Origin of the sequence: Thalassospira profundimaris, from assembly GCF_003326795.1 — a bacterium.
GTDB lineage: Bacteria > Pseudomonadota > Alphaproteobacteria > Rhodospirillales > Thalassospiraceae > Thalassospira > Thalassospira profundimaris_C.
In genome coordinates, this window is sequence record NZ_JPWI01000014.1 from 1 (window position 1) to 21,688 (window position 21,688).

At 53.1% G+C, this 21,688-nt stretch carries 18 protein-coding genes; 6 read left to right on the forward strand and 12 right to left on the reverse strand.

Annotated elements, in window-relative coordinates; all coding sequences use genetic code 11:
• Nucleotides 1-606: 606 nt before the first annotated feature.
• The 3 genes from TH30_RS18080 to TH30_RS18090 all read left to right on the forward strand — a co-directional run bounded on the left by TH30_RS18080 (nt 607) and on the right by TH30_RS18090 (nt 3,776).
• Complete coding sequence (locus TH30_RS18080) at nt 607-1,668, forward strand: TRAP transporter substrate-binding protein (RefSeq protein ID WP_114099513.1); 1,062 nt, start codon at nt 607-609, stop codon at nt 1,666-1,668.
• Between the two features lie 110 nt (nt 1,669-1,778).
• Nucleotides 1,779-2,363, forward strand: a complete 585-nt coding sequence (locus TH30_RS18085; protein ID WP_114099514.1) for a TRAP transporter small permease subunit — start codon at nt 1,779-1,781, stop codon at nt 2,361-2,363.
• Nucleotides 2,364-2,384: 21 nt separating this feature from the next.
• The gene (locus TH30_RS18090) at nt 2,385-3,776 is read left to right on the forward strand and encodes a TRAP transporter large permease (protein ID WP_114099515.1); all 1,392 of its coding nucleotides are present in this window, start codon (nt 2,385-2,387) and stop codon (nt 3,774-3,776) included.
• Nucleotides 3,777-3,921: 145 nt separating this feature from the next.
• Here TH30_RS18090 and spbR read toward each other — a convergent pair whose 3' ends face one another.
• On the reverse strand, nt 3,922-5,058 hold the full coding sequence (gene spbR, locus TH30_RS18095) for a SpbR family protein (protein ID WP_114099516.1): 1,137 nt from the start codon (nt 5,056-5,058) through the stop codon (nt 3,922-3,924).
• On the opposite strand from spbR, the gene TH30_RS22580 reads away from it, so the two are divergent.
• The gene (locus TH30_RS22580; protein WP_258548784.1) at nt 5,052-5,888 is read left to right on the forward strand and encodes a c-type cytochrome; all 837 of its coding nucleotides are present in this window, start codon (nt 5,052-5,054) and stop codon (nt 5,886-5,888) included. The genes spbR and TH30_RS22580 overlap by 7 nt on opposite strands.
• Before the next feature lie 96 nt (nt 5,889-5,984).
• Here TH30_RS22580 and TH30_RS18105 read toward each other — a convergent pair whose 3' ends face one another.
• The 8 genes from TH30_RS18105 to TH30_RS18145 form a co-directional block, all read right to left on the reverse strand.
• Nucleotides 5,985-6,725 (reverse strand): DUF6969 family protein, encoded by a 741-nt coding sequence (locus TH30_RS18105; RefSeq protein WP_114099518.1) that lies wholly within the window; start codon nt 6,723-6,725, stop codon nt 5,985-5,987.
• Between the two features lie 188 nt (nt 6,726-6,913).
• A complete protein-coding gene (locus TH30_RS18110) occupies nt 6,914-7,786 on the reverse strand; it encodes a formylglycine-generating enzyme family protein (protein ID WP_114099519.1) in 873 nt (290 codons plus the stop codon).
• A 731-nt stretch (nt 7,787-8,517) separates the two neighbouring features.
• Nucleotides 8,518-8,946, reverse strand: coding sequence for a universal stress protein (locus tag TH30_RS18120; protein WP_114099521.1), 429 nt, complete (start codon nt 8,944-8,946; stop codon nt 8,518-8,520).
• Between the two features lie 14 nt (nt 8,947-8,960).
• On the reverse strand, nt 8,961-11,564 hold the full coding sequence (locus TH30_RS18125) for a TRAP transporter permease (protein WP_114099623.1): 2,604 nt from the start codon (nt 11,562-11,564) through the stop codon (nt 8,961-8,963).
• A 197-nt stretch (nt 11,565-11,761) separates the two neighbouring features.
• Nucleotides 11,762-12,739 (reverse strand): TAXI family TRAP transporter solute-binding subunit, encoded by a 978-nt coding sequence (locus tag TH30_RS18130; RefSeq protein ID WP_114099522.1) that lies wholly within the window; start codon nt 12,737-12,739, stop codon nt 11,762-11,764.
• A 205-nt stretch (nt 12,740-12,944) separates the two neighbouring features.
• Nucleotides 12,945-13,778 (reverse strand): beta-keto acid cleavage family enzyme, encoded by an 834-nt coding sequence (locus tag TH30_RS18135; RefSeq protein WP_258548785.1) that lies wholly within the window; start codon nt 13,776-13,778, stop codon nt 12,945-12,947.
• Nucleotides 13,775-15,151: an aspartate aminotransferase family protein gene (locus TH30_RS18140; protein WP_114099523.1), complete on the reverse strand. Its 1,377-nt coding sequence runs from the start codon at nt 15,149-15,151 to the stop codon at nt 13,775-13,777. The genes TH30_RS18135 and TH30_RS18140 overlap by 4 nt, the downstream gene beginning before the upstream one ends.
• A gap of 28 nt (nt 15,152-15,179) precedes the next feature.
• A complete protein-coding gene (locus TH30_RS18145) occupies nt 15,180-16,055 on the reverse strand; it encodes a MurR/RpiR family transcriptional regulator (RefSeq protein ID WP_114099524.1) in 876 nt (291 codons plus the stop codon).
• Between the two features lie 277 nt (nt 16,056-16,332).
• On the opposite strand from TH30_RS18145, the gene TH30_RS18150 reads away from it, so the two are divergent.
• Nucleotides 16,333-17,427, forward strand: a complete 1,095-nt coding sequence (locus TH30_RS18150; RefSeq protein ID WP_114099525.1) for a response regulator — start codon at nt 16,333-16,335, stop codon at nt 17,425-17,427.
• Here TH30_RS18150 and TH30_RS18155 read toward each other — a convergent pair.
• Together TH30_RS18155 and TH30_RS18160 are read right to left on the reverse strand one after the other, a co-directional pair.
• Complete coding sequence (locus tag TH30_RS18155) at nt 17,395-19,299, reverse strand: asparagine synthetase B family protein (RefSeq protein WP_181850397.1); 1,905 nt, start codon at nt 19,297-19,299, stop codon at nt 17,395-17,397. The genes TH30_RS18150 and TH30_RS18155 overlap by 33 nt on opposite strands.
• A gap of 26 nt (nt 19,300-19,325) precedes the next feature.
• Complete coding sequence (locus TH30_RS18160; protein WP_114099527.1) at nt 19,326-19,598, reverse strand: ribbon-helix-helix domain-containing protein; 273 nt, start codon at nt 19,596-19,598, stop codon at nt 19,326-19,328.
• Between the two features lie 75 nt (nt 19,599-19,673).
• On the opposite strand from TH30_RS18160, the gene TH30_RS18165 reads away from it, so the two are divergent.
• Nucleotides 19,674-20,459 (forward strand): phosphodiesterase, encoded by a 786-nt coding sequence (locus TH30_RS18165; RefSeq protein WP_114099528.1) that lies wholly within the window; start codon nt 19,674-19,676, stop codon nt 20,457-20,459.
• On the opposite strand, the gene queG is transcribed toward TH30_RS18165, so the two are convergent.
• Nucleotides 20,460-21,614: a tRNA epoxyqueuosine(34) reductase QueG gene (queG, locus tag TH30_RS18170; protein ID WP_114099529.1), complete on the reverse strand. Its 1,155-nt coding sequence runs from the start codon at nt 21,612-21,614 to the stop codon at nt 20,460-20,462.
• Nucleotides 21,615-21,688: the final 74 nt, after the last annotated feature.

The following is a 21,688-nucleotide window of genomic DNA, read 5'->3' on the forward strand; positions in this document are numbered from 1 at the left end:
GTCGGAGGTTCGAATCCTCTCGCTCCGACCATCAGTCGGGCGGTCTTTCAATGAAAGACCGCCCGTTTTCATTTCAGCCAGGCTTAAGCCCACCGTTCATCGTGACGGGTGCTTGACACGGGCATCATTCGCCGTGCTTGAAAACAATTTTGCACCCGCAAATTCCGGTCGGGAAAATCGGGCCTGTGATGGTGATGGCTATGAACCGACCCTATCCATTCCGCTAAGCACCCCCACCCTCCGAGTATTTTCTTCCCCGATTCCATACGGCAAAAAGCCGTCTCCCCCCTATTAAATTCGGTCAAACGACAAATTCTTCCAGCTTTCTAGGGTAGTAACGGCTATACCGCTCAACCCCGCAGGAAATACGCAATTCAGTGCGCATTTCCTACTTTTGAATAGTGATGCAAGTTATTTTTCACGCAACTGCAAAGATATTTTCTTGCGCAAACGGCGAAACAAACTTGCTCATACTTGCGAAATACGCTTATGCTTCGCCCTGCAACATAAAGATCGGGGAGAAAACCGCCCCAATAATAAAAGCAAAAGGCGGTAGTCGGCCTCACGTGGTATTACCAATTTCGGACTTCTTAGGGAGGAAGACGAATGACTTTTTCTAAATTGCTCAAGTCGGCAACCTGTGCCGCTGTTCTTGCTGCAGCTGCATTCTCTGCTGCGCCGTCTGATGCAAATGCTCAGGAACGTGTTCGCTGGAAAATGGGCTCCACCTATCCGGGCAGCCTGACCCAGCTTGGTACGCTTGGTAAACGTGTTGATGATAAAATTGACGAAGTTTCCGGTGGCAACATCAACATCAAGTTCTATGAGCCGGGCGCACTTGTTCCTGCACTTGAAGTTTTCGACGCTGTTTCAACCGGGTCGATCGATGCAGCTTTCTCCACCCCGGGTTACTGGGCGGGTAAAGTTCCGGCACTTCAGCTGTTTGGTGCCGTTCCGTTCGGTCCGCAGGCTGGTGAATATCTGGCATGGGTCAAGTTTGGCGGCGGTCAGGAAATCTTTGACAAGCTTTATGCCGAACATGGCATCAAGTCGCTGTTCTGCGGCCTGATCGCACCGGAAGCTTCGGGCTGGTTCTCCAAGGAGATCAACTCGGTTGAAGACCTCAAAGGTCTGAAAATGCGCTTCTTCGGTCTTGGCGCAAAAGTCATGGAAAAGCTTGGTGTTTCGACCCAGCTTCTTTCGGCTGGCGACATCTATCCGGCACTTGAACTCGGCACCATTGATGCAACCGAATTCTCCATGCCGGCAATTGACCTGAAACTCGGCTTCCATCAGGTCGCCAAGTTCTACTACTTCCCGGGCTGGCACCAGCAGTCCACCCTGTTCGATCTGATGATGAACAAGGAAAAATGGGACGCACTGGACAAAACCCAGCAGGCCCAGATTGAAGCCGTATGTAACGACAACCTTGCTTATGGTTTCGCTGAAGGTGAAGCAATCCAGTTCTCGGCTCTGAAAGAGCTGCAGGAAAAAGGCGTCAACATCAAAAAATGGTCGCCTGAAATGCTCGACGCAATGCGCGGTGCATGGGAAGAAGTTGCTGGTGAGCTTTCGGCTGAAGATGCCAACTTCAAAATGGCATATGACAGCCTCCAGGAGTTCCGTGCGAACTACAAAATCTGGAAAGACATCGGCTATCTCGATTAATCCGACAGGTCTGACTGACTGCTAGGCAGTCAATAAGAACAAGTCTCGGCAAGGCCGGGTGCCAAGTGCTCCCGGCCTTGACCGCGAATAAAAGACCCGGGAGACTTTCTATGGAAGCGCTATTAAAATTCAGTGACGGCATTGATAATGTTGTTACCCGTGTGGGGAAACTTGCAGCACTGCTTGCAATACCACTTATGTTCGTCATCATTTATGACGTGATCCAGCGCAAATTTGGCGGACAGGGATCGATCAAGCTTCAAGAGCTTGAATGGCACCTCCACACCGGCCTGTTCATGCTGTGCTTTGGATATGCCTATGTTCGTGATTCCCACGTTCGCATTGAACTCATCCGCGATAATCTGCGTCCGCGCACACGCGCCATCGTCGAAATGATTGGCGGTATTGTCTGCGTATTGCCGTTCTGCGCACTGGTTATGTATTTCGGTTTCGATTTTGTTGCCCGGTCTTTTGAAAACCACGAAGTTTCGGCCGCAACGACCGGCTTGACTCATCGCTGGATCATCAAATCCACCATTCCTATCGGCTTTGGCCTTCTCGCCATGGCGGGGCTTTCGATCTTCCTGAAATGCTTCGTCTTTGTCTTTGGTCCGACCAACCTGCACAAGCGGGCCGGTTACTATGTCGGAACTCACCATGCAGATCTTGGCGACATCGCCAAGATAGAAGACTAAGCGGAACGGGGATAATTCCAAATGGGTAACTTCTATATCGAAGACTGGTTTCCGCTGTTCATGTTTGCCTCTCTCGGCATTCTTGTCTTCACGGGGCTTCCGGTAGCATTTGTCATTTCGGGTATCGGGATCGCCTTTGGCTTCCTCGGAATGGCCTATGACGTTTTCTCTTTTATTGAATTTTTCAATATCGTTTCACGTATCTGGGGCGGCATCTCCGAGAACATGGTGATGGTTGCCGTGCCGATGTTCATTTACATGGGTACGATGCTTGAAAAAAGTGGCGTTGCAGAAGACCTTCTGGAATGCCTGAACATGCTCCTGCGCAAGGTTCCAGGTGGTTTGGCACTGTCTGTCACCCTGATGGGGACGATCATGGCCGCAACCACCGGCATTATTGGCGCATCGGTTGTGATGATGACCCTTCTGGCCCTGCCGGTCATGATGCGTCGTAACTATGATCCATCCCTTGCCACAGGAACAATTGCTGCATCCGGTACGCTGGGCATTCTGATCCCGCCATCGATCATGCTGGTTCTGATGTCCGATCTGTTGTCGGTTTCGGTTGGCAACCTGTTCCTTGCAGCCATCATTCCGGGACTTCTTCTGGCAAGCTTGTATACGGTCTATATCTTTGTCCGTTGCCAGATTAATCCGTCATTGGCACCGCCCCTTCCAGAAGGCGAAGCCGTTCACGGCATGGATCTGGTGCGCATGATGCTGCGCAGCTTCCTGCCGCCGGTCTTCCTGATTGTTCTGGTGCTGGGTTCCATCTTTGCCGGTTTTGCAACCCCCACCGAAGCCGCAGGCGTCGGTGCGGTTGGTGCGACCTTCCTGGCGCTGGTTAAAGGCCGTCTGAAATGGCCGGTTCTGAAAGACGTTTGCGAACGCTCTGCGCTGACCGGTGCGATGCTGTTCTTCCTGTTTGCCGGTGCGACGGTATTCTCCTATGTGTTCCGTTCGCTTGGTGGTGATGATCTTGTCATTGACCTTGTCGAAAGTGCCGGTCTTGGTTCTTGGGGCATTCTGCTTTTGCTGATGATGATCGTCTTCATTCTCGGCTTCTTCTTTGACTGGGTTGAGATCACCCTGATCGTTCTGCCGATCTTTGCACCGGTCATTGCCCAGCTTGATTTTGGCCATCACCTTGATATCGGCGGCATTCAGGCAAGCGAAGCACAGATTCTGACCTGGTTTGCGGTGCTTGTTGCGGTGAACCTGCAAACAAGCTTCCTGACGCCCCCCTTCGGGTTTGCCCTGTTCTATCTCAAAGGCGTGGCGCCAAAATCGATCTCGATCCAGCAGATTTACAAGGGCATCATTCCCTTTGTGCTCTTGCAGGTCCTTGGTCTTATTATGGTGATGTATTTCCCGGAACTGGCATTGTGGATGCCAAATACATTCCTTGAATAAACCGGACAGATTTCTTATCAGGCGCTGCTTTCGGGCAGCGCCTTTTTTGTTTGCCTGATGATCAGACTGTCAATCAGCTTGCCAAAACAAAACCGCCCGGATCAAAGATCGGGCGGTTCATAACGTGATAGAGTGATGATCGAGATTAATTGTGCAAAGCCCGTTCGCTCGGCAATTGCAGCATGCGGCCCATCAGATAATCGACATCGTCGGAATCAAATTCCACACCAAGATCTCCATACTGGGTCAGTACCCGTTCGATCATCCGGCGTGAATAACGTTCCTTGTCCTGCTCGCCCCCGTCAAAGGTTGTCTCACGGGCAACTTCAATAGCAGCACGCACACCCGGGAAGAAATGTTCGGGAAGCTTGGCCTTGTTGTAGATCGCCTCAAGACCAAAAGGCCCGCTGTCATGAATGAGAATGCGGGTATTGATCAGCGATACACCTGCCCGCTTGGCAAGGGCCGCTTCAAAGAATGAAACATCCCCCATGCACAGGGCCCGCAGGATAAGGCCACTGGTCAGGCGGTTATTGGCATAAAGATGTTCGACAAGCAATTCGACATCGCGGTCTTCTACCCCCTCGCCCAGAAGGCCGATGGTGGCACTTTCCTGCGACTGGGTCATGACGGCATTTACGATGCCCTCGGGGATATGCCCGCGTGAAATCAACTGTGACCGCATGCGGTCAGACACCAGCGTCACCAGTCGTTCTGCAATCGTGATCGGCAAATGATTGCGTTCGATCATTGGCTTCTGGATGCGTTCGTTATCGCCGAAGTCGGTAACGACCTTCTGTAGCGACACTTCGCTGATCTCGGCCCCCTGGTTCGACATAAGGTCGACCATCACATCTTCATGGCCGATATCAACAAGCGTTGCCGAAACAATTTCCGAAACATAGGCACGCGACGCAATGGCGCGCTGCTTTTCAACACTATCGGCATTGTCGCCGATGATATCGACCAGATCGTCGTCGTTGAGAACTTCGGAGAATTCAAGAACCGGAAGAGCGACTTCATCAACGTCGCGCGCCAAAGTCGCTGCCACGTCATGAGGAACAAGTGGTGTCTGCGCGAGGTTCTTTGCAAGCGCCTTGCGCACGCGGACCTCGGCATCGCGGATCATCAGACGAAAAATATCTTCAGCCAGAACACGTTCACTGTCAGAGAGCGTATCTGTGGAAAACTCACGGCTAATCTTATCGGCTGTCTCAGCACGGTTTTGCCCTGAAGGGTCCTGAACCAGCTTATTCAGATCGTCTTTTGTGATACGTGGCAATAGATATCTCCTGGCACGCTTCTCAACTGGCTGCCAATTTACATATGCACATTATACTTCTGGCAATAAATCGACAAACATATTTTCCCCAAAACGGCGACAAGTTCCTGATTTTCAAACATCCTGCGGTTCCCGTTGTCTGCAAAACCGGCAAGGATGCGGTTTATCAGCCCTGCTGCCAGATTTTATCGGACAACCCCGTTTGCACACCCCACATATTCAGAGCATCAAAGGCTTTGCCACGTCGAATTGATGAAGCTCAAGAACCCCATATGTCTGATATGGTAAATGTCATCGTGATTTTCCAATATCGGACACGAATGCTATTTTTTCGATGCGAAGCCGGTTTTGTTGACCTGCCGTTTACCCGATGGGATGGTAGTCTGAAGCGAAGAACCCTGATGAATAACGAACCAGGAGAGAGACCCATAATGACCTATTTGCGCAAACTTTCTTTTGTCGCCAGTTCTCTGGTCATCCTTGCCGCGACGCCGGCAATTGCCGGCGATGCTGCCAATGGAGAAAAGCTGTTCAAACGTTGCGCTGCCTGCCACAGCCCCGATGCTGGTGTGAACAAGGTTGGCCCAAGTCTGGCAGGCTCGGTTGGCCGTGAATGCGGGACAGTAGAAGGCTATAAATACGGTAGCGGCTATCTTGCTGCCTGCGAGAAGGGCTTTGTCGCAGACGAAGCATTCCTGACCGATTACCTGAAAGATCCTTCTGCAAAGCTGAGTGAGGTTGCGGGCTCTAAACAGCGTTCCAAGATGACCTTCAAGCTTAAGAAAGACGATGAAATCGCTGATGTTATCGAATATCTGAAGACCCTGTAATCTTCGACAGGCTTTCACATGCAAAATGGCCGGCTGCAACATGCACCGGCCATTCTTGTTTCAAAACCCAAAGGCATCACGCCATCTGATGACGCTTCATGCCGCCCTGCGACGCCGGCCAAGTTCATCACCGATCGCCCGGATCTGCTCAACAGCAGTGACATCTTCGGTCGACGTCACTTCAAGATCACGATCTTCATAAACATCCTGATCAGGCTGCTTTACCTGCCAATCGGCAACAGCAATGTCGCGTTTGCGGATCAATTCTTCTATCTGCGGGCGAAACAGAACCATCATACCTGACACCCAGCGATTAACCGGCCACGATGGTTGGGCATGATCAATCAGGAACCCGTCAAGCATTCCAATTACATCTTCTGCGTCATACCAGACTTCACCGGTAACCCAGCGGTTCGTGGTGAAAAGGCGCTGACAAAAACCGAATTCATCCATTGAAAAAGCAACCAGATGCGAAAGCGCATCGTTTGGCCCCTCGGGATAGTCGAACCCGTCTATCTGTTTGGGTTTGCAATTTTCCGGCATGCCACGTGGACGCATGAAGGTATGGAAATGCCCATGTTCATCCCAGTCGCGGCGCTCTTCCTTGGGATGGGCGTGATAATAGAACTGGGCATGAGATTGCCGGTCATAGACATCGCCTTCCGGGTAATGGGTCCATTCATAGAATTGCCCAGCCCCCTTGATCAGTTCGCCAACGATATTATCGCCCGTCGCAGTCAGAACACGATGGCATTCCATCACGTCCCGACCAGCCGCCAACATTTTTTCAAGTTGGGAGGTCGGAATGGCCGTCCAGTCAATTGCAATTTCGGTCATACAGTCACCAGCATCTTTGCGATCCGCTCAGAATTTCCGCAAAGGCAGAATAATCGGCAGTCATCCGCTTCTGCGAATAAACACCGATCAAGAGTTAGTGATTTCACGTTTGTTTGCAACAACGTTCCGTCAAAGCGCAGTGTTTTGACAATTTCAGACTCAGAACAACCGACAGGAAAACCGGATCCTCAATCCCGATACATCACACGAAATCCGATCAGGATATGCTTGAGATGTTCCGGACGTCCGTGACGTGCAGCTGGCCTGCAAACCCCGCACCCACGATCATCCCATGAACCGCCCTTGACCATGCGATATCCCGCCTGGGCTGATGTCGACGTCCATTCAAACACCTGTCCGGCACCGTCATACAGACCATAGGGGCCTGGCTCGAACTGTCCAACCGGCATTGTATCGAACGGGCCGCGATCGCCGCTATTGAGCAATTCGGGATCAAAGATATTGCCCCAGGGATAAAATGTTCCTTCCGGACCACGCACGGCTTTTTCCCAATGCAGTTCGCTTGGGAGGGACCATGTTTTACCGGTTTTCTGACTGAGCCACTGCACATAGTCCTCGGCATCCTGCCAGGATACAAGAACCACCGGATGGTTGCCCCGCCCTTTGGGTGGCTTGCCATTCGACCAGAGGAACGGCTGGATCGTATCATAGTTATAGATCAGTCCCTGACGATTCCAGTCATCCCGGCTCATTTCCGGAGCAGGATGACCGGTATCAGAGATAAAAGCGGCATATTGGTCATTGGTCACCGGCGTTTTACCAATGTGATAGCCCAGAAGATGGACCCGCCATTTATCGCCTTCGATATCATACCAGCGATTGCGACGGCTTAGATCATGGCCATAGACCTGCTCGTCTATCTGATAGGCATATTGCCGTTCAACCGCATCCGACCCCTGCCAGAACCATCCCGATGGAATATCCACAACAGATGGAATTACATCGTCGCCAGCATATGCCTGTGCACCCGCCGACATCGTGGCAAGCACAGCCCCGGCACAAATATTTCGAATGGAAGCGATACTGTCCCCAACTCTCATATACGATTTCCGTCCTGATCGAATATGGTTCTCACGGTTTATTTAACCGTCGTTACGATTTCGACTGATCGTCTTTCTTAACATCAACATGAGTAAAAGTGATCGTACTTTCAATCAGTTTGACGATTTAAATCCTGTCATACAGCTTCCATCCGTCGCGAAGGATCAGTGATCAGGAACAATCCGGTCCCCGGCAATCAACACAGAACTCTCACATAACAGTGAAACCATGTGACGCCGCCACCTGCGCGTTTTGCCTCATAGTGCCTGCACCGACCACCCGAAAGAGTGTGGCCGGACATGATTTTACAGGACCTTCAGAGAGGCTAGGATGACAAAGAAAACCCAACGTTTCGCGAAAACCGCATTGCTTCCGGCTCTTGCAGTCGGAACCAGCCTTGCAATGGCGAGCCCGATGGCAATGGCCAGCCCGCTGCCAACCCCGACAGCCGAAGTTGCAACATGCACCGCGAACCCCTGTGCGGCTAACCCGTGTGCAGCAAAGAACCCTTGTGCGGCAAATCCCTGTGCTGCGAAAAAGATCGTAAACCCTTGCAGCCCGTGCGCGGCAAACCCTTGTGCGGCTAAAAATCCCTGTGCAGCAAATCCATGTGCTGCCAACCCGTGCGCTGCCAAGTAATAGCTTTCGCGTCCCGGCGACCCTTACAACAAAGGGGCGATGCCATGCATCGCCCCTTTGCCTTGTTCGTTTGCAGTTTGTAAAACCGGGATCAGTCGCGGACCACCATCACCGAACAATCGGCATGGCGGACAACACGGGCAGCATTCGGCCCAAGCAAATAGTCCTTGAGTTCCGGACGATGGGCCCCGATCACGATCAGATCGCAATTGGTTTTCTTGGCCATCTTCAGGATCACTTCATAGACAGTTCCCTGACCAACGATGTGCTGCACCTTGATGTCGGCCGGGATGTTGGCCGACACGAATTCGTGCAAACGCTGGTTATAGGCTTCAAGCACCTTGCTTTCGTAACCCTTCGGGAAGAATTGCCCGACCATTGACATACCAACAGTCGGAACAACTGTCAGGACGTGCAGGCGCGCGCCAAAGCTTTGCGCCTGCTTGATCGCAACCGGCACGGCCTTCTTCCAGGAAGACTCATGATCAAGGTCTACTGTAACCAGAATATCCTTATACATGCTCATTCTCCCCGTCAGACCGTACCAAGCGCGTCTTCAGCGCGCTTGCGACGGCGTTGCAGAACAATGATCCCACCCAGCAGCAGGAATGCCGGAATGAAGAACACTTCCTTAGGCAAACGATCAGCCTCGACCTTCACCGCTGTGATTTCAAAGTCAAAATCAAGTCCGGCTTTCTCGGCAGGACCTGCAAAGACCAGATCATCAATAAAGATGCGACCGTCTTCGTTACGGATACCAATCCCGGCATTGTAAAGACGATCCTCGCCCGACCCTGCCGGACCAAGCGGCAACATCACGGATTTGGATATTTCCTCACCCTCGATATTGATGCCTTCAACATCCAGCAGGATACTTGAATTTTCCGGCATCCCTTCGGCATCTTCAATAATTGTCGTTGCCGGAAGGTTATCGTAAGGCGGCTCGATCAGATCAAGCCAGAAGCCCGGACGGAACAGAGTGAAAGCAATCAGCAACAAGGCCGCACTTTCCCAAATCTTCGAACGGGCAAAGAAATACCCCTGCGTTGCTGCGGCAAAGACCAGCATGGCGACTGTCGATACTATAATCACCATCACAACATCAAATGGATGATCCAGACCGATCATCAAAAGCTGTGTATTGAACAGGAACAGGAACGGCAGAACTGCGGTCCGCATCGAATAGAAGAACGCAACCACACCCGTCTTCATCGGATCTGAACCCGATACCGCAGCTGCGGCAAAGGATGCCAGGCCAACCGGTGGTGTCACATCGGCCATGATGCCGAAATAGAACACAAACAGGTGAACTGCGATCAACGGCACGATCAGACCGTTTTCCGCCCCCAGTTCGACGATCACCGGCGCCATCAGGCTCGAAACCACGATATAGTTCGCCGTGGTCGGAAGCCCCATGCCAAGGATCAGACTGATCACTGCCGTAAAGATCAGGATCAGCATCAGGTTGCCGCCGGAAATCAGCTCGACGAACTCAACCATCACCTGCCCGATACCGGTCAGCGATACTGTACCCACGATAATACCAGCCGCAGCCGTCGCGACACCGATACCGATCATGTTACGCGCACCGGTCGCAAAACCGTCAATGACATCGGCAAAGCCCAGTTTCAAACCGGCAGCAAAGTCAGGCGTCTTGCGGAAGTACGATTTTGCCGCATGCTGGGTCAGCATGATGAAGATCATCAGTACGGTGGCCCAGAATGCAGAAAGCCCGGGTGATTTGAGTTCGATCATCAGGAACCAGACCAGCACGACAACCGGCAGCAGATAATGCAATCCGGCCTTTGCCGTTTCACCAAGTGCCGGCAGTTCGAGAACCGGCTGGTTCGGATCATCCATTTCAAGATCGGGATATTTGGCAGCGTAGTAGAGACCCGCCAGATAGATCGCAGCACATTCGGTCGCAACGATCCAGCCGACTGCGGCGCCAAACAGCTGCTTCTGGAAGAGAATGGCGTAATAGACCAGCCCCGAAAGAACGATCAGCGACAGCACGAACAGCAGCGACCGGATCAATGTCTGGCCGAGGGTCGAGGTCACCCGTTTCGGCAGACCTTTCATGTTCGCCTTAAGAGCTTCAAGGTGAACAATATAGATCAGCGCAATATAGGAAATCGTTGCTGGCAGGAAGGCATGCTTGATAACTTCCGGATACGGAATGCCGACATACTCGACCATCAGGAAGGCCGCAGCCCCCATCACCGGTGGCATGATCTGACCGTTGACCGAAGAAGCAACTTCCACCGCACCGGCTTTTTCACCCGAGAAACCAACGCGTTTCATCAACGGAATGGTAAATGTCCCGGTGGTCACAACGTTCGCAATCGACGAACCGGAAATCAGACCGGTCATCGCCGATGACAAAACAGCAGCCTTTGCCGGACCACCGCGCATGTGACCAAGGGCAGCAAACGCGACCTTGATGAAATAGTTGCCAGCCCCTGCCTTATCAAGCAACGAACCAAACAGCACGAACAGGAAGACGAAGCTTGTCGATACGCCAAGCGCAATACCAAACACGCCTTCGGTCGTAATCCACTGATGGGACATTGCCTTGGAGAAGCTTGCACCGGCCCACTGAAGAACTTCCGGCACCCAGGGTGCATTCCCGAAGAACACGTAAACCAGGAACAGTACAGCCACACACATCAAGGGCGGACCAAGTGCGCGGCGGGTTGCTTCAAGCAACAGCACCAGCCCGGCACCTGCGACAACAAGGTCCTGGGTAATCGGAAGCCCCGGACGCCCTGCGAGATCGCGATAAAAGATGTAAATATATGCAGCACAAAAAGCAGCCGCAGCGGCAAGAATCCAATCTACAATCGGGATATAGCTGCGCGGCGAGCTTTTGAAGGCCGGATAGGCCAGAAACGCAAGAAATACAGCAAAAGCCAAATGGATCGACCGTGCCTCGGTCGAGTTGAACACGCCAAAACTGACAATATAAGGCAGCGGCGATGCCAGCCACAGCTGGAACAGGGACCATGCGACGGCCACATACAGCAACACCTTTGCTGTCATGCCGGTCGGCTGGCGCGCCCCTGTATCATTTTCCGCAATCAGGTCTTGCAGGTCCTGATCAGACGCAGCCTGGTTTGCGTTTTTCACGTCGGTCATTTCAAACTCCCGGTCTGATCGGAGATTCATGTTCCGGCTTCCCAGAAACAAAAAATCTCCGTCGACACACACCCGGTCGCCCACGGAGTACATTGGTATCAATCAAAGATACCGGTTTTTAAAGTTTTTTGGTCGTACCCAACGGGCGAAAGAAAGAAAAACGGAGGGCAACTTGCTGCCCTCCGTTCCTGCCTGAATTACATCAGGCCTGCTTCTTTGTAGTATTTTGCAGCGCCGTCATGCAGCGGAGCCGACAGGCCGTCTTTGACCATTTCTTCTTTGACGAGATTTGCGAAAGCCGGATGCAGCTTTTTGAAATCTTCGAAGTTGTCAAAGACTGCTTTAACAACATGGTAAACGACGTCCGCGTCAGTTGCGGTCGAGGAAACGAAGGTCGCGCCAACACCAAAGGTTTTGACGTCATCCGGGTTTCCGCGATACATGCCGCCCGGAATGGTGGCAACACGATAGTACGGGTTGTCAGCAACCAGCTTGTCGATGGCTTCGCCAGCAACTTCAACCAGAACGGAATCACATGCAGTGGTGGCTTCCTGGATCGAACCGGACGGATGACCAACGGTGTAGATCATTGCGTCAATCTTGTTGTCGCAAAGCGCCTGGGACTGTTCAGCCGGCTTCAGTTCGGACGCCAGTGCGAAATCGTCAAGGGTCCAGCCTTTGGCTGCCATAACGATGTCCATGGTGTCGCGCTGACCCGAACCCGGGTTACCGATATTCACGCGCTTTCCTTTGAGATCGTCAAAGGTTTTGATGCCGGCATCTGCACGGGCAACAACGGTGAACGGCTCGGGATGGATGGAGAAGACCGCACGAAGGTCTTCGAACGGACCAACCTCTTTAAAGGCTTTCTCACCATGCAGCGCATAGTACTGAATGTCAGACTGGGCAACACCAAGGTCCAGCTCGCCGGAACGGATGGTGTTGATGTTGTAGGAAGAACCACCAGTGGATTCAACCGAGCAACGAATGCCATGCTCTTTGCGATCCTTGTTGACCAGACGGCAAATCGCGCCACCGGTCGGGTAGTAAACGCCCGTCACGCCACCGGTACCGATGGTGATGAAACGGTTTTCCTGTGCTGATGCCTGACCAGCAAAAAGCGATGCGCCAGCAATAGCTGCGACTGCAGTCGCTACTGCAATTAGTTTTTTCATTAGGATTAGCTCCCTTGTACACCCTGTTATAAGGCATCCTTCCATTCGTCCTTGGAACAGAAGAATTTCTTGAAAACACCCAACATAGTAGATGTTTTGACGCCGGGATTATAGGTTCCAGCTTGATGAATTAAAAGCCCATAACCCCGAAGCTCCTGATATTTCGCTGATTATTTCATTATGATATGCGTTTAAACTGTGGCTCCTACCATACCGGTTGCATGAGGCATTTCGCCTGTTCACCTGTCGCGATTTTACGCCCCATCAAGCGAGAACCCTCACGCGCCTGAGCAATCAATTCAGCATTGTCCGACGCTGGCGATCCGTCAACCTTAAGATGATTATTCTCAAACCCTATGCGCGCATGACCGCCAAGACCGGCACCGGTCAAAATACAGGCATTCTCAAATGCCCCGAATGCACACAACATCCATTCGGATATATAGGAACTCGTTCCAAGGAATGGCAACAGCTCGGCCGGATCGGATATCTGTCCGACTGTGTAACGCCCCAGAACGAATAGAACCGGGAACTTTTCGCCCGGAAGAACCCCGATTTCGACCAACTGGTTAAAGCGCACGACGTCCTCGGGCGCATAGAGGATGAATTGCGGCAGGATGCCTGCTTCGCGCATGAATTCGAAAAACACCTTCAAGGCGTTCAGGTCTGCATCAATCGGCGCAATTTCCCGAACCGCAATTGATACCGCATCGGGAACAAGGTCTCGGATCATCGCCATCTGATCGCGCGCGCTATACATTCCGACGGCCTCGGTCGTCACCTGCAACAGCATATCCGGTCCGACAGCCGCCCGTACCTCGGTCAGCATTTCGCGATAGCGGCCAACATCGAGACTGTGTTTCTGGTCATCATCGCGCACATGAAGATGCATCATCCCAGCCCCGGCCTGTTTGCAGGCCAAGGCTTCCCGGGCAACCTCGGCGGCGGAGATCGGAATATTGATCAGATCCGCCTTGGTTTTCCGGGCTCCATTGGGTGCTGATGCAATCAGAAACGGTGTTTCGCCATAGACCATCATGAAAGTCCCTCGGCTGCAAAGACGTCATCAAGCGCCGCACCAAACAGATCAACGATCTTTGCAACATCGTCTTCTGTCACGATAAATGCAGGGGCAAACAGCACGTGATCCCCACGCACCCCGTCAATCGTCCCCCCCATCGGATAAGCCATCAATCCACGGGCAAATGCCGCTTTCTTGATCTTGGCATTGATCTTGAGCGACGGATCAAACGGCTCTTTGGTTTCACGGTTCGCAACAAGCTCGACACCACGGAAAAGACCGCGCCCGCGAATATCCCCAACAAAGGGATGCTGACCAAATTTGTCCTGCAACCCATTCACAAGGTTTTCCCCCTGCGTGACCACATTTACCAGAAGATTGCGTTCCCGAATGACACGCTGGGTTGCCAGTGCTGCGGCACAGGCTGTTGCATGGCCCTGATAGGTATGGCCATGCTGGAAGAAGCCCGACCCGGTGGCAATCGCATCATTGATCTTTTTGGAAACCAGAACCGCACCGATTGGCTGATAACCGGCACCAAGCCCCTTGGCGATGGTTTGCAGATCGCCGGAAATGCCTTCCTGTTCGATGGCATGCAAAGTCCCGGTCCTGCCCATCCCGCACATGACTTCATCAAGGATCAGCAACACGCCATACTGATCGCAAATCTCGCGGATACGCTTGAAATATCCCGGTACCGGAGCAAGCGCACCAGCAGTCGCGCCAACAACCGGCTCGGCGACAAAGGCCGCAACATTATCCGCACCAAGTTCAAGAATGGCGGTTTCAAGTTCGTTCGCAACGCGAAGGCCGTAGGCCTCTGGCGTTTCATCAGCCCGCTGATCACGATACTGGTAAACCGGTGCGATATGGCTTGCGGTGATCAAAAGCGGTTCAAACTGTTTACGCCGCCACATATTGCCGCCAACCGACAGCGCGCCCAGTGTATTGCCATGATAGGACTGACGCCGGGCAATAACGTATTTACGCTCCGGCTGGCCGATCTCAAGGAAGTACTGCCGCGCCATCTTAAGGGCCGCTTCGGTTGCCTCGGACCCGCCGGAAACGAAATAGACCTTATCAATACCGGCCGGTGCATTGGCGACCAGTTCGTCAGCCAGTTCTTCCATGGCGTCTGATGAAAAGAACCCGGAATGGGCATAGGCAATCTGATCGATCTGGGCATGCATTGCTGCACGAACGTCCGGGTCGGAATGACCAAGGCATGAAACAGCGGCCCCACCGCAGGCATCAAGATAACTCTTGCCCGTCTCATCAAAGATATAAATACCCTCTCCGCGCACGGCACGTGGCGGGGTCGCGATGCTTGTACGATGCAAAACGCGGGTCGATGCATTGGGAACTGTTTTGGCGTTTGACGCAGTTGTCATGTTCGGAAATTCCGTAAGAGCCCTGACCCTAGTTTTCAAAATAGGTATCAAAGGCAGCAAGTTGTTCTTCTGCAGCAGAAATCCGTTGCAGGGCCTTTTGACCACCGCGCGCGACAAGCAGCGCAACAAGCGCCTGCATGACCGACAAAGCGGCGGTAAAACTCTGGAAAAAGGATTGCGACGTGTCACGAACAACCAGTTTGGTCATGGCTTCAAGCGCAATCGGGGAAACATCGGAATCGCTCACCGCGATCACCGGGCAATGCTGGGAGCGTGCAAAATCAACTGCGCGCACCGTGTCACGGATATAGGGTTTTGCCCCGACCGCGATCATCAGGTCACGGCGGCCAATCCCGCGCAATTCATCCCCGAACGCGCCGGAATGACCATCAACCAGCACCCCGTTGTCACGAAACAGGCGATAGGCATAAGCAAACTGATAGGCCGCAGGATAAGCAGCCCCGCGCCCGACAATATAAACATGACGGGCATTTTCGATTGCCATACAGGCTTCGATCATCCGCGCGCTGAGATCAGGACTGAATGCCGCACTGATATTGTCAATTTCCGTACGCGCGATACTTTCCAGCAGATGCTCGTCGCGATTGGCATCATTTTCCGTGCTTTGGGTTTCGCGGGCGCGCTGGGCGTAGCTGGCGGGTTGATCAAGCAGTCTCGTCTGATAGTGGTCGCGAAATTCTTGCCAGGTCTCGATCCCGATGGCCCCCATCAACCGGGTAATGGTGCTTGGCGGCACACCCGCCGCCGCCGCAAGTGCGCGCATCGAACGCAAGGCAACCTCATTGGGATGATCAAGGATATAGCGCGCAGCTTTCTGCATCTGCGGACTAAGCTTGGCGTAGTCCGAGATCAGTTTTTCGCGCAAATCAGAATACAAACCCATCAATCAGGCACCTCCGCACAACAGGACACCTGAAATTACGCCACAAGATGCTCGACATCGCAACATATGTTTCAAAATTACACGACATGAAACACATGTTTCATCACAGTGTTTCATGCGTTTAAAGTCCGCCACGCTTGCGAATTTGAAAAACCATGGACTTATTAGAAAAAACTGTAACAATAATAAGAGTCACTCAAGGAACCTGAGCGTTTCAGATAAAAAGAATATTTGTGCCGTTTGGTAAGGGACTGGGCACCGAATCGGTAGGTGGCCAATGGAACATCAGATCATCAACGCGCTTGCGCAAACACAAGCAGGCATTGCGCTTTTTGACGCTGACGAACGGATTGTCTATGCCAATCCGGCGTGGGAACAATTAATCACGGGCGTTGCCGAAGAAGACCTGATCTTCAACGAAACCGAACTTGCCGATGGCGGCATGATTTCAATCTGCTTTGTTAAGCCACAACACGTCCCGCTTGATAAGATCAATCTTTCGAACTCGGCCAATGATGCCAAAATCGGAACTGTGATCATTGCCGATGACAGCGAAAGCAACCGTATGGTCGCCCGCCGTATCCTTCAGGCCGAGGGATACAGCATCGTCGAAGCCAGCAACGGCCAGAGCGTTCTGAACATGTTGCGTCGGGGGGTGAATGCCGATTTGATCCTGATGGATGTCGAAATGCCCGACATGGACGGCTTGCACACAACCCGCCGGATCCGTCACATGCCCGGCCCCGTATCACAGACCCCGATCATCGCCCTGTCGGCCCATCAATCGCGTGACTGGAATGTTATTGCCCGTCAGTCCGGTGTTGATGAATTCATCAACAAGCCAATCCAGCGTGAAAAGCTCATTGAAACCATGCAGGACCTGATTGCGCGCACGTCGGGTGCCGGAAAAAATGCAAAACCGACATCCTCCCCCCCGCCACATTTGCGCAGCAAAAGTGCCCGCCTTGGTCGTCCTTCCCGCCCGGAATCCCTGACCAGTCCGGTACTTGATATCCGGGTGCTGGAACAACTTTACAATGATGCCGGTGAGGAGGGTGCGCGTTGTGGCATTGATATCTTTATCAATGAAACGGAATCCCGACTGGTCAAGATCGACAAGGCATTGTCCGAGGACGATCTGAAAACAGTCCGAAACGAAGTTCACGCCCTTAAAAGCACGTCGGGGACGTTTGGTCTGCGCCAACTGTCCGAACTTTGCGAAACGACCCAGTCCATTTTCGAGGATGCCGAATTTGACGAAGACCGCGTGCTGGCACTGTCACGTCAGGTTGTCCAGCTTGCACCAACGGCATTGACTGCTTTGAACCTGTATCGACGGTCACGCCATATCGGCAGCAACAACACGATCTGATTTCTGCCCGGGTGATTTCTGTCTGGTGTGCTCAAGGATGTCGCCACGCGGCCCGTCAATCATTTCCCAGATCTTCCACACCATTAATGCCCAAACAGTCAACGCCATGTCCGCGTCCCGACCGGATGTCGCACGCGTCCAGCACATCCTCTGCCGTTCCTTTGGCAGACCGGTTTCACCAAACACCGCATTTAAAATACTGTCGTCATCCCCCCAAAGGTACGTGCCCAGTTTGGCAAGCCAGTCCGCCAGTGATGGATTAAACCCGATCTTGCGATTGCCAAGATGCCCGGCAGGAAAATGGGGCTCTATGACGTCACGCCAGACCGATTTCGTCCCATCCCGCAAATGCTGTGTTGCAGAAATCACCGCAGCAGACCGGATCACGTCATGACCAAGCAATGGCGGGCGATATTCCAGCCCGAATGCCATGCCGCACCGGTCCGACATTACAAGCTGATTGCCCGGCAATGTCACATCCCGGTCAAACTGCATCATCTGATCGGCAAGATTGCCGTTCTGCATCAAGCTATCTGTTATTCCGGCAAGCTCTGTCTCAAACTCCGGCACGGCACAGCGACTGTTCCAGACGTCAAATGCCGACCGCAGGTCATCACATCCCCCCGAAAGAAACCGCACCAATTCACGATGGCCTGTCCATTTGCCAATCCTGGCTGCCCCCTGTCGCAACGGTCGCGGGACATATTGCCAATACCGGTCATACAAAAATGCGGCGCGATATCTGGGATAGCCGCCAAACAGCTCATCCCCGCCATCACCGGTCAGACAGACACGGACATCCTGCCCAACCCGCGATGACAATCGCTGCATCAAGACAATCGACGGATTGGCAAATGGCGCACCAACCGCCCCCAGCCCCGCAATCAGTTCGTCATATATCTCTTCCCCGGTTTTCGGGGCACGAACGATGCAAAGCGTTTGCCCCAAATGATCACAAAGCTTTCGGGCAGCATCGGTTTCATCACGGGCCGGATCGTCAAACCCCATGACGAATGCGGGTGGCAAGTCCCGGCCCTGTTCGCGCGCGATATCACAGGCAATCGCCGATATCCCGGCACTGTCAAGCCCGCCGGAAACCAGACATCCAAGCGCACAATCGACATCCATCGCATCCGCGACCGATTGCCTGACCTTCTGACGCAGATCAGAAACCCTGTCAAAAGACGTCGGCTTGGCACTTACATTCTGTGCCGGATGGGCAATCTTGCTTCTGGTGATCGCGCCACTCTGCCAGCAGATGACGGATCCGGGCTTTAAGAGTTCGATACCCATAACGCCACTTGCCGATGCAGGCACAAATAGATGGGCCAGATAGCGTGCCCTGATCGTTTGATCGAACCGAAGACTTTGCCCTTCACCAAGTGCCGCCAGTTCCGAAGCAAATGCCAGATCACCGGTCGGGCTGCGGTGGCAGACATAAAGCGGCTTGATCCCGACCGGATCGCGCGCCAGCCATAAGCTGCGTTCCCGAACATCCCAGAACGCAAGTGCATATTGCCCCGATAATGCACCGAGTGTATTGGCAATTTCATCGCCCGCCATGACGGCACGGGCTAACAGATGCAAAACCAGTTCCGCATCATTCTGGCTCTGCATGTCCGCACCATCCCGGACCAAGTCGGCGATCTTACGCCGGTGTCCGGCGATGTAGCCATTGAACACCAGAACAAACCGCCCATCAGCGGTCACAAATGGCTGATGGGCTGTGCGTGTCGGGTCTGTGGTGATCAGTCGTGCACATCCCAACGAAATGGCACCATCCGGATCAGACCAGATCGCGGTATTGTCGGGGCCGCGATGGACAAGTTTGCCCAGGATACGCGCAAGTGCGGATTGACCATCTGATGTCATGATTCCGGCAATTGCGCACATGGCTGCTAAGCCATCTCATCCGGTTCAGAACCATCATCGGGCAGGTTTTCATGACCCTGCCCGTTTATGCGGTTCTGAAGATCACGCAGGATGTAAAGCCGAAGGGCACTCGAAAGGTTTCCTTCACGTTCGGAATCAATTTCGACCACCAGTTCCGCCAGTGTGAGGTCCCGACGTTCGGCAATTCCGACCAGCTCCTGCCAGAAAGCATCTTCAAGCGAAAAACTGGTTCTGTGGCCTGCAATTGTCACTGATCTTTTACGAACGGTGTCATCCATCGGCGTTTATATCTTTTCATGTCTGGGAAAAACGAACATGATTTCAAATGCTTTCCGCCATGATAGGGCATCGTCATGAAATTCATACATCTTTCCGATCTTCATATTCTTGCACGCAATGACCTGTCACGTAAGCCGGATGCGGCGGCAACCCTGCGCAAGGTTATCGGTGAAATCAACACCCACCATCACGATGCCGAAATCTGTGTGATTACCGGTGATATCACGCATCGCGGAACAGCCGAACAGTATGAACAGGCCGTCGATATCCTGTCCGAACTTGCCATCCCCTATCTGATCATTCCGGGGAACCATGACATTCGCGAAGCTTTCCGCGACGCCTTTCCGACCACGTCGGTTGATGCCAACGGCTTTGTCAATTTTGGCCAGACCTTTGACGGGGTGCGGTTTGTCATGATGGACAGCATCGTGCCGGGTGATCATCACGGCACCCTGTGCGAAAGACGTCTGGCCTGGCTGCGTGACGAACTTGCCGCCCATCGCGATACGCCAACTTTCCTTTTCATGCATCATCCGCCGTTTGAGATGGGCCTGCCCTTCATGGATACGATCCGCCTTGATGTTGAGCACGAACTGGGTGAAATCGTGCAAGCAAACTCGCAAATCAAGCATCTGTTCTTTGGGCATTTACACCGGCCTGCGACCGGCACTTGGCTTGGTGTACCGTTCGTTCTGGCCAACAGCACCCAGTGCGGCGAACCACTTGATTTCCGACATGAAAAGGAAGAAGAGCTCGAAGACCGCAATCCGCTTGGTCCGGGATACGGCATTGCCTTTTCCGATACCAAGGGCGGGCTTCGCTATCACTTTGATTTTGTGAAGTTCGATATGGATGCCTGATCAGGCTGCAAGGCTGCCCCGATCCCATTCGGTGCGAACAATCGGGTCTTCTTCCTGTGCTACCTGACGTGTCCGCAGTTGATCAAACGCTTCACCATCCATCAATTGCGACAGCGCCCAGACGGCACTGGCGCGGATCAGCGCACTCTCATCACCCAGCAAGACGGTAATTCTGGGGATCAGACCTTCCGACCCGCTATTGCCCGCCGCGATCAAAACATTGCGCAAAAACTTTGCCCGACCGATCCGCTTGATCGGTGAACCGCTAAAGAATGAGCGAAATGCCTCATCATCAAAATCAAGGAAATCGGCCAGACGCGGCGCAGTCAGTTCCGCGCGCGGAATGAATGCGAGCTCTTCTGTTCTGCTCGCAAACTTGTTCCAGGGACAGGCTGCCAGACAATCATCGCAGCCATAAATGCGATTGCCCATGGCCTTGCGAAATTCAAGGGGGATGGGTCCATCAAGCTCGATCGTCAGATAGGAAATGCATTTGCGCGCATCAAGCTTATAGGCTGCCGGAAAGGCGTCCGTCGGACAGGCCGACAGACATTTTGAACAAGACCCGCAATGATCAATTTCGGGCTCGGCTTCGTCAAACGAGATCGTAGTAAAGACCTCGCCCAGAAACAGCCAGCTGCCAAATTCCCGCGACACAAGATTGGTGTGCTTGCCCTGCCAGCCGATACCCGACGACTGCCCCAGCGGCTTTTCAAGAACCGGGGCGGTATCAACAAAAACCTTTACCTGTTCGCGCCCGCCCGATTGCTCAACCAGCCACCGGGCTAGTTGTTTCAGGCGTTTCTTGATCAGATCGTGATAGTCCTTGTTGCGCGCATAGACAGAAATCATCGCCCGGTCCGGGTGATCAAGCAACTCCATCGGATTTTCGGCCGGGCCATAATTGCTGCCCAGTACGATCACTGATTTGACGTCGGGCCACAGCATTTCCGGATCACGACGCCGTGGCAAACGTTCCGGATCATTCATCCATGCCATTGAACCGTATTCGCCACCGGCAACAAATTCATCAAGGCGTTGCTGATTACGCGGATCAATCTGCGGACGCGCCACACCACAGACATCAAAGCCGATTTCGCGGGCTTTGGCCTTAAGCATTTCCAATGTGATCTGGCGTTCGGTCGTTGTGGTCATGTTTGCGGGTCGGTGTTCTGTGCAAAGCGATCTCTCTTTATCGTGCTTTATATAGGTTTGCCGACAAAACGCAA

What these genes read in the sequence shown, in the direction of transcription:
- TH30_RS18150 (WP_114099525.1), top strand. Translation starts at nt 16,333, where the DNA reads ATGGAACATCAGATCATCAACGCGCTTGCGCAAACACAAGCAGGCATT.
- TH30_RS18125 (WP_114099623.1), bottom strand. Translation starts at nt 11,564, where the DNA reads ATGACCGACGTGAAAAACGCAAACCAGGCTGCGTCTGATCAGGACCTG.
- TH30_RS18105 (WP_114099518.1), bottom strand. Translation starts at nt 6,725, where the DNA reads ATGACCGAAATTGCAATTGACTGGACGGCCATTCCGACCTCCCAACTT.
- TH30_RS18090 (WP_114099515.1), top strand. Translation starts at nt 2,385, where the DNA reads ATGGGTAACTTCTATATCGAAGACTGGTTTCCGCTGTTCATGTTTGCC.
- TH30_RS18160 (WP_114099527.1), bottom strand. Translation starts at nt 19,598, where the DNA reads ATGGATGACACCGTTCGTAAAAGATCAGTGACAATTGCAGGCCACAGA.
- TH30_RS18130 (WP_114099522.1), bottom strand. Translation starts at nt 12,739, where the DNA reads ATGAAAAAACTAATTGCAGTAGCGACTGCAGTCGCAGCTATTGCTGGC.
- TH30_RS18165 (WP_114099528.1), top strand. Translation starts at nt 19,674, where the DNA reads ATGAAATTCATACATCTTTCCGATCTTCATATTCTTGCACGCAATGAC.
- TH30_RS18135 (WP_258548785.1), bottom strand. Translation starts at nt 13,778, where the DNA reads ATGATGGTCTATGGCGAAACACCGTTTCTGATTGCATCAGCACCCAAT.
- TH30_RS18145 (WP_114099524.1), bottom strand. Translation starts at nt 16,055, where the DNA reads ATGGGTTTGTATTCTGATTTGCGCGAAAAACTGATCTCGGACTACGCC.
- TH30_RS18110 (WP_114099519.1), bottom strand. Translation starts at nt 7,786, where the DNA reads ATGAGAGTTGGGGACAGTATCGCTTCCATTCGAAATATTTGTGCCGGG.
- TH30_RS18080 (WP_114099513.1), top strand. Translation starts at nt 607, where the DNA reads ATGACTTTTTCTAAATTGCTCAAGTCGGCAACCTGTGCCGCTGTTCTT.
- TH30_RS18140 (WP_114099523.1), bottom strand. Translation starts at nt 15,151, where the DNA reads ATGACAACTGCGTCAAACGCCAAAACAGTTCCCAATGCATCGACCCGC.
- TH30_RS18120 (WP_114099521.1), bottom strand. Translation starts at nt 8,946, where the DNA reads ATGTATAAGGATATTCTGGTTACAGTAGACCTTGATCATGAGTCTTCC.
- TH30_RS18085 (WP_114099514.1), top strand. Translation starts at nt 1,779, where the DNA reads ATGGAAGCGCTATTAAAATTCAGTGACGGCATTGATAATGTTGTTACC.
- TH30_RS18155 (WP_181850397.1), bottom strand. Translation starts at nt 19,299, where the DNA reads ATGACATCAGATGGTCAATCCGCACTTGCGCGTATCCTGGGCAAACTT.
- queG (WP_114099529.1), bottom strand. Translation starts at nt 21,614, where the DNA reads ATGACCACAACGACCGAACGCCAGATCACATTGGAAATGCTTAAGGCC.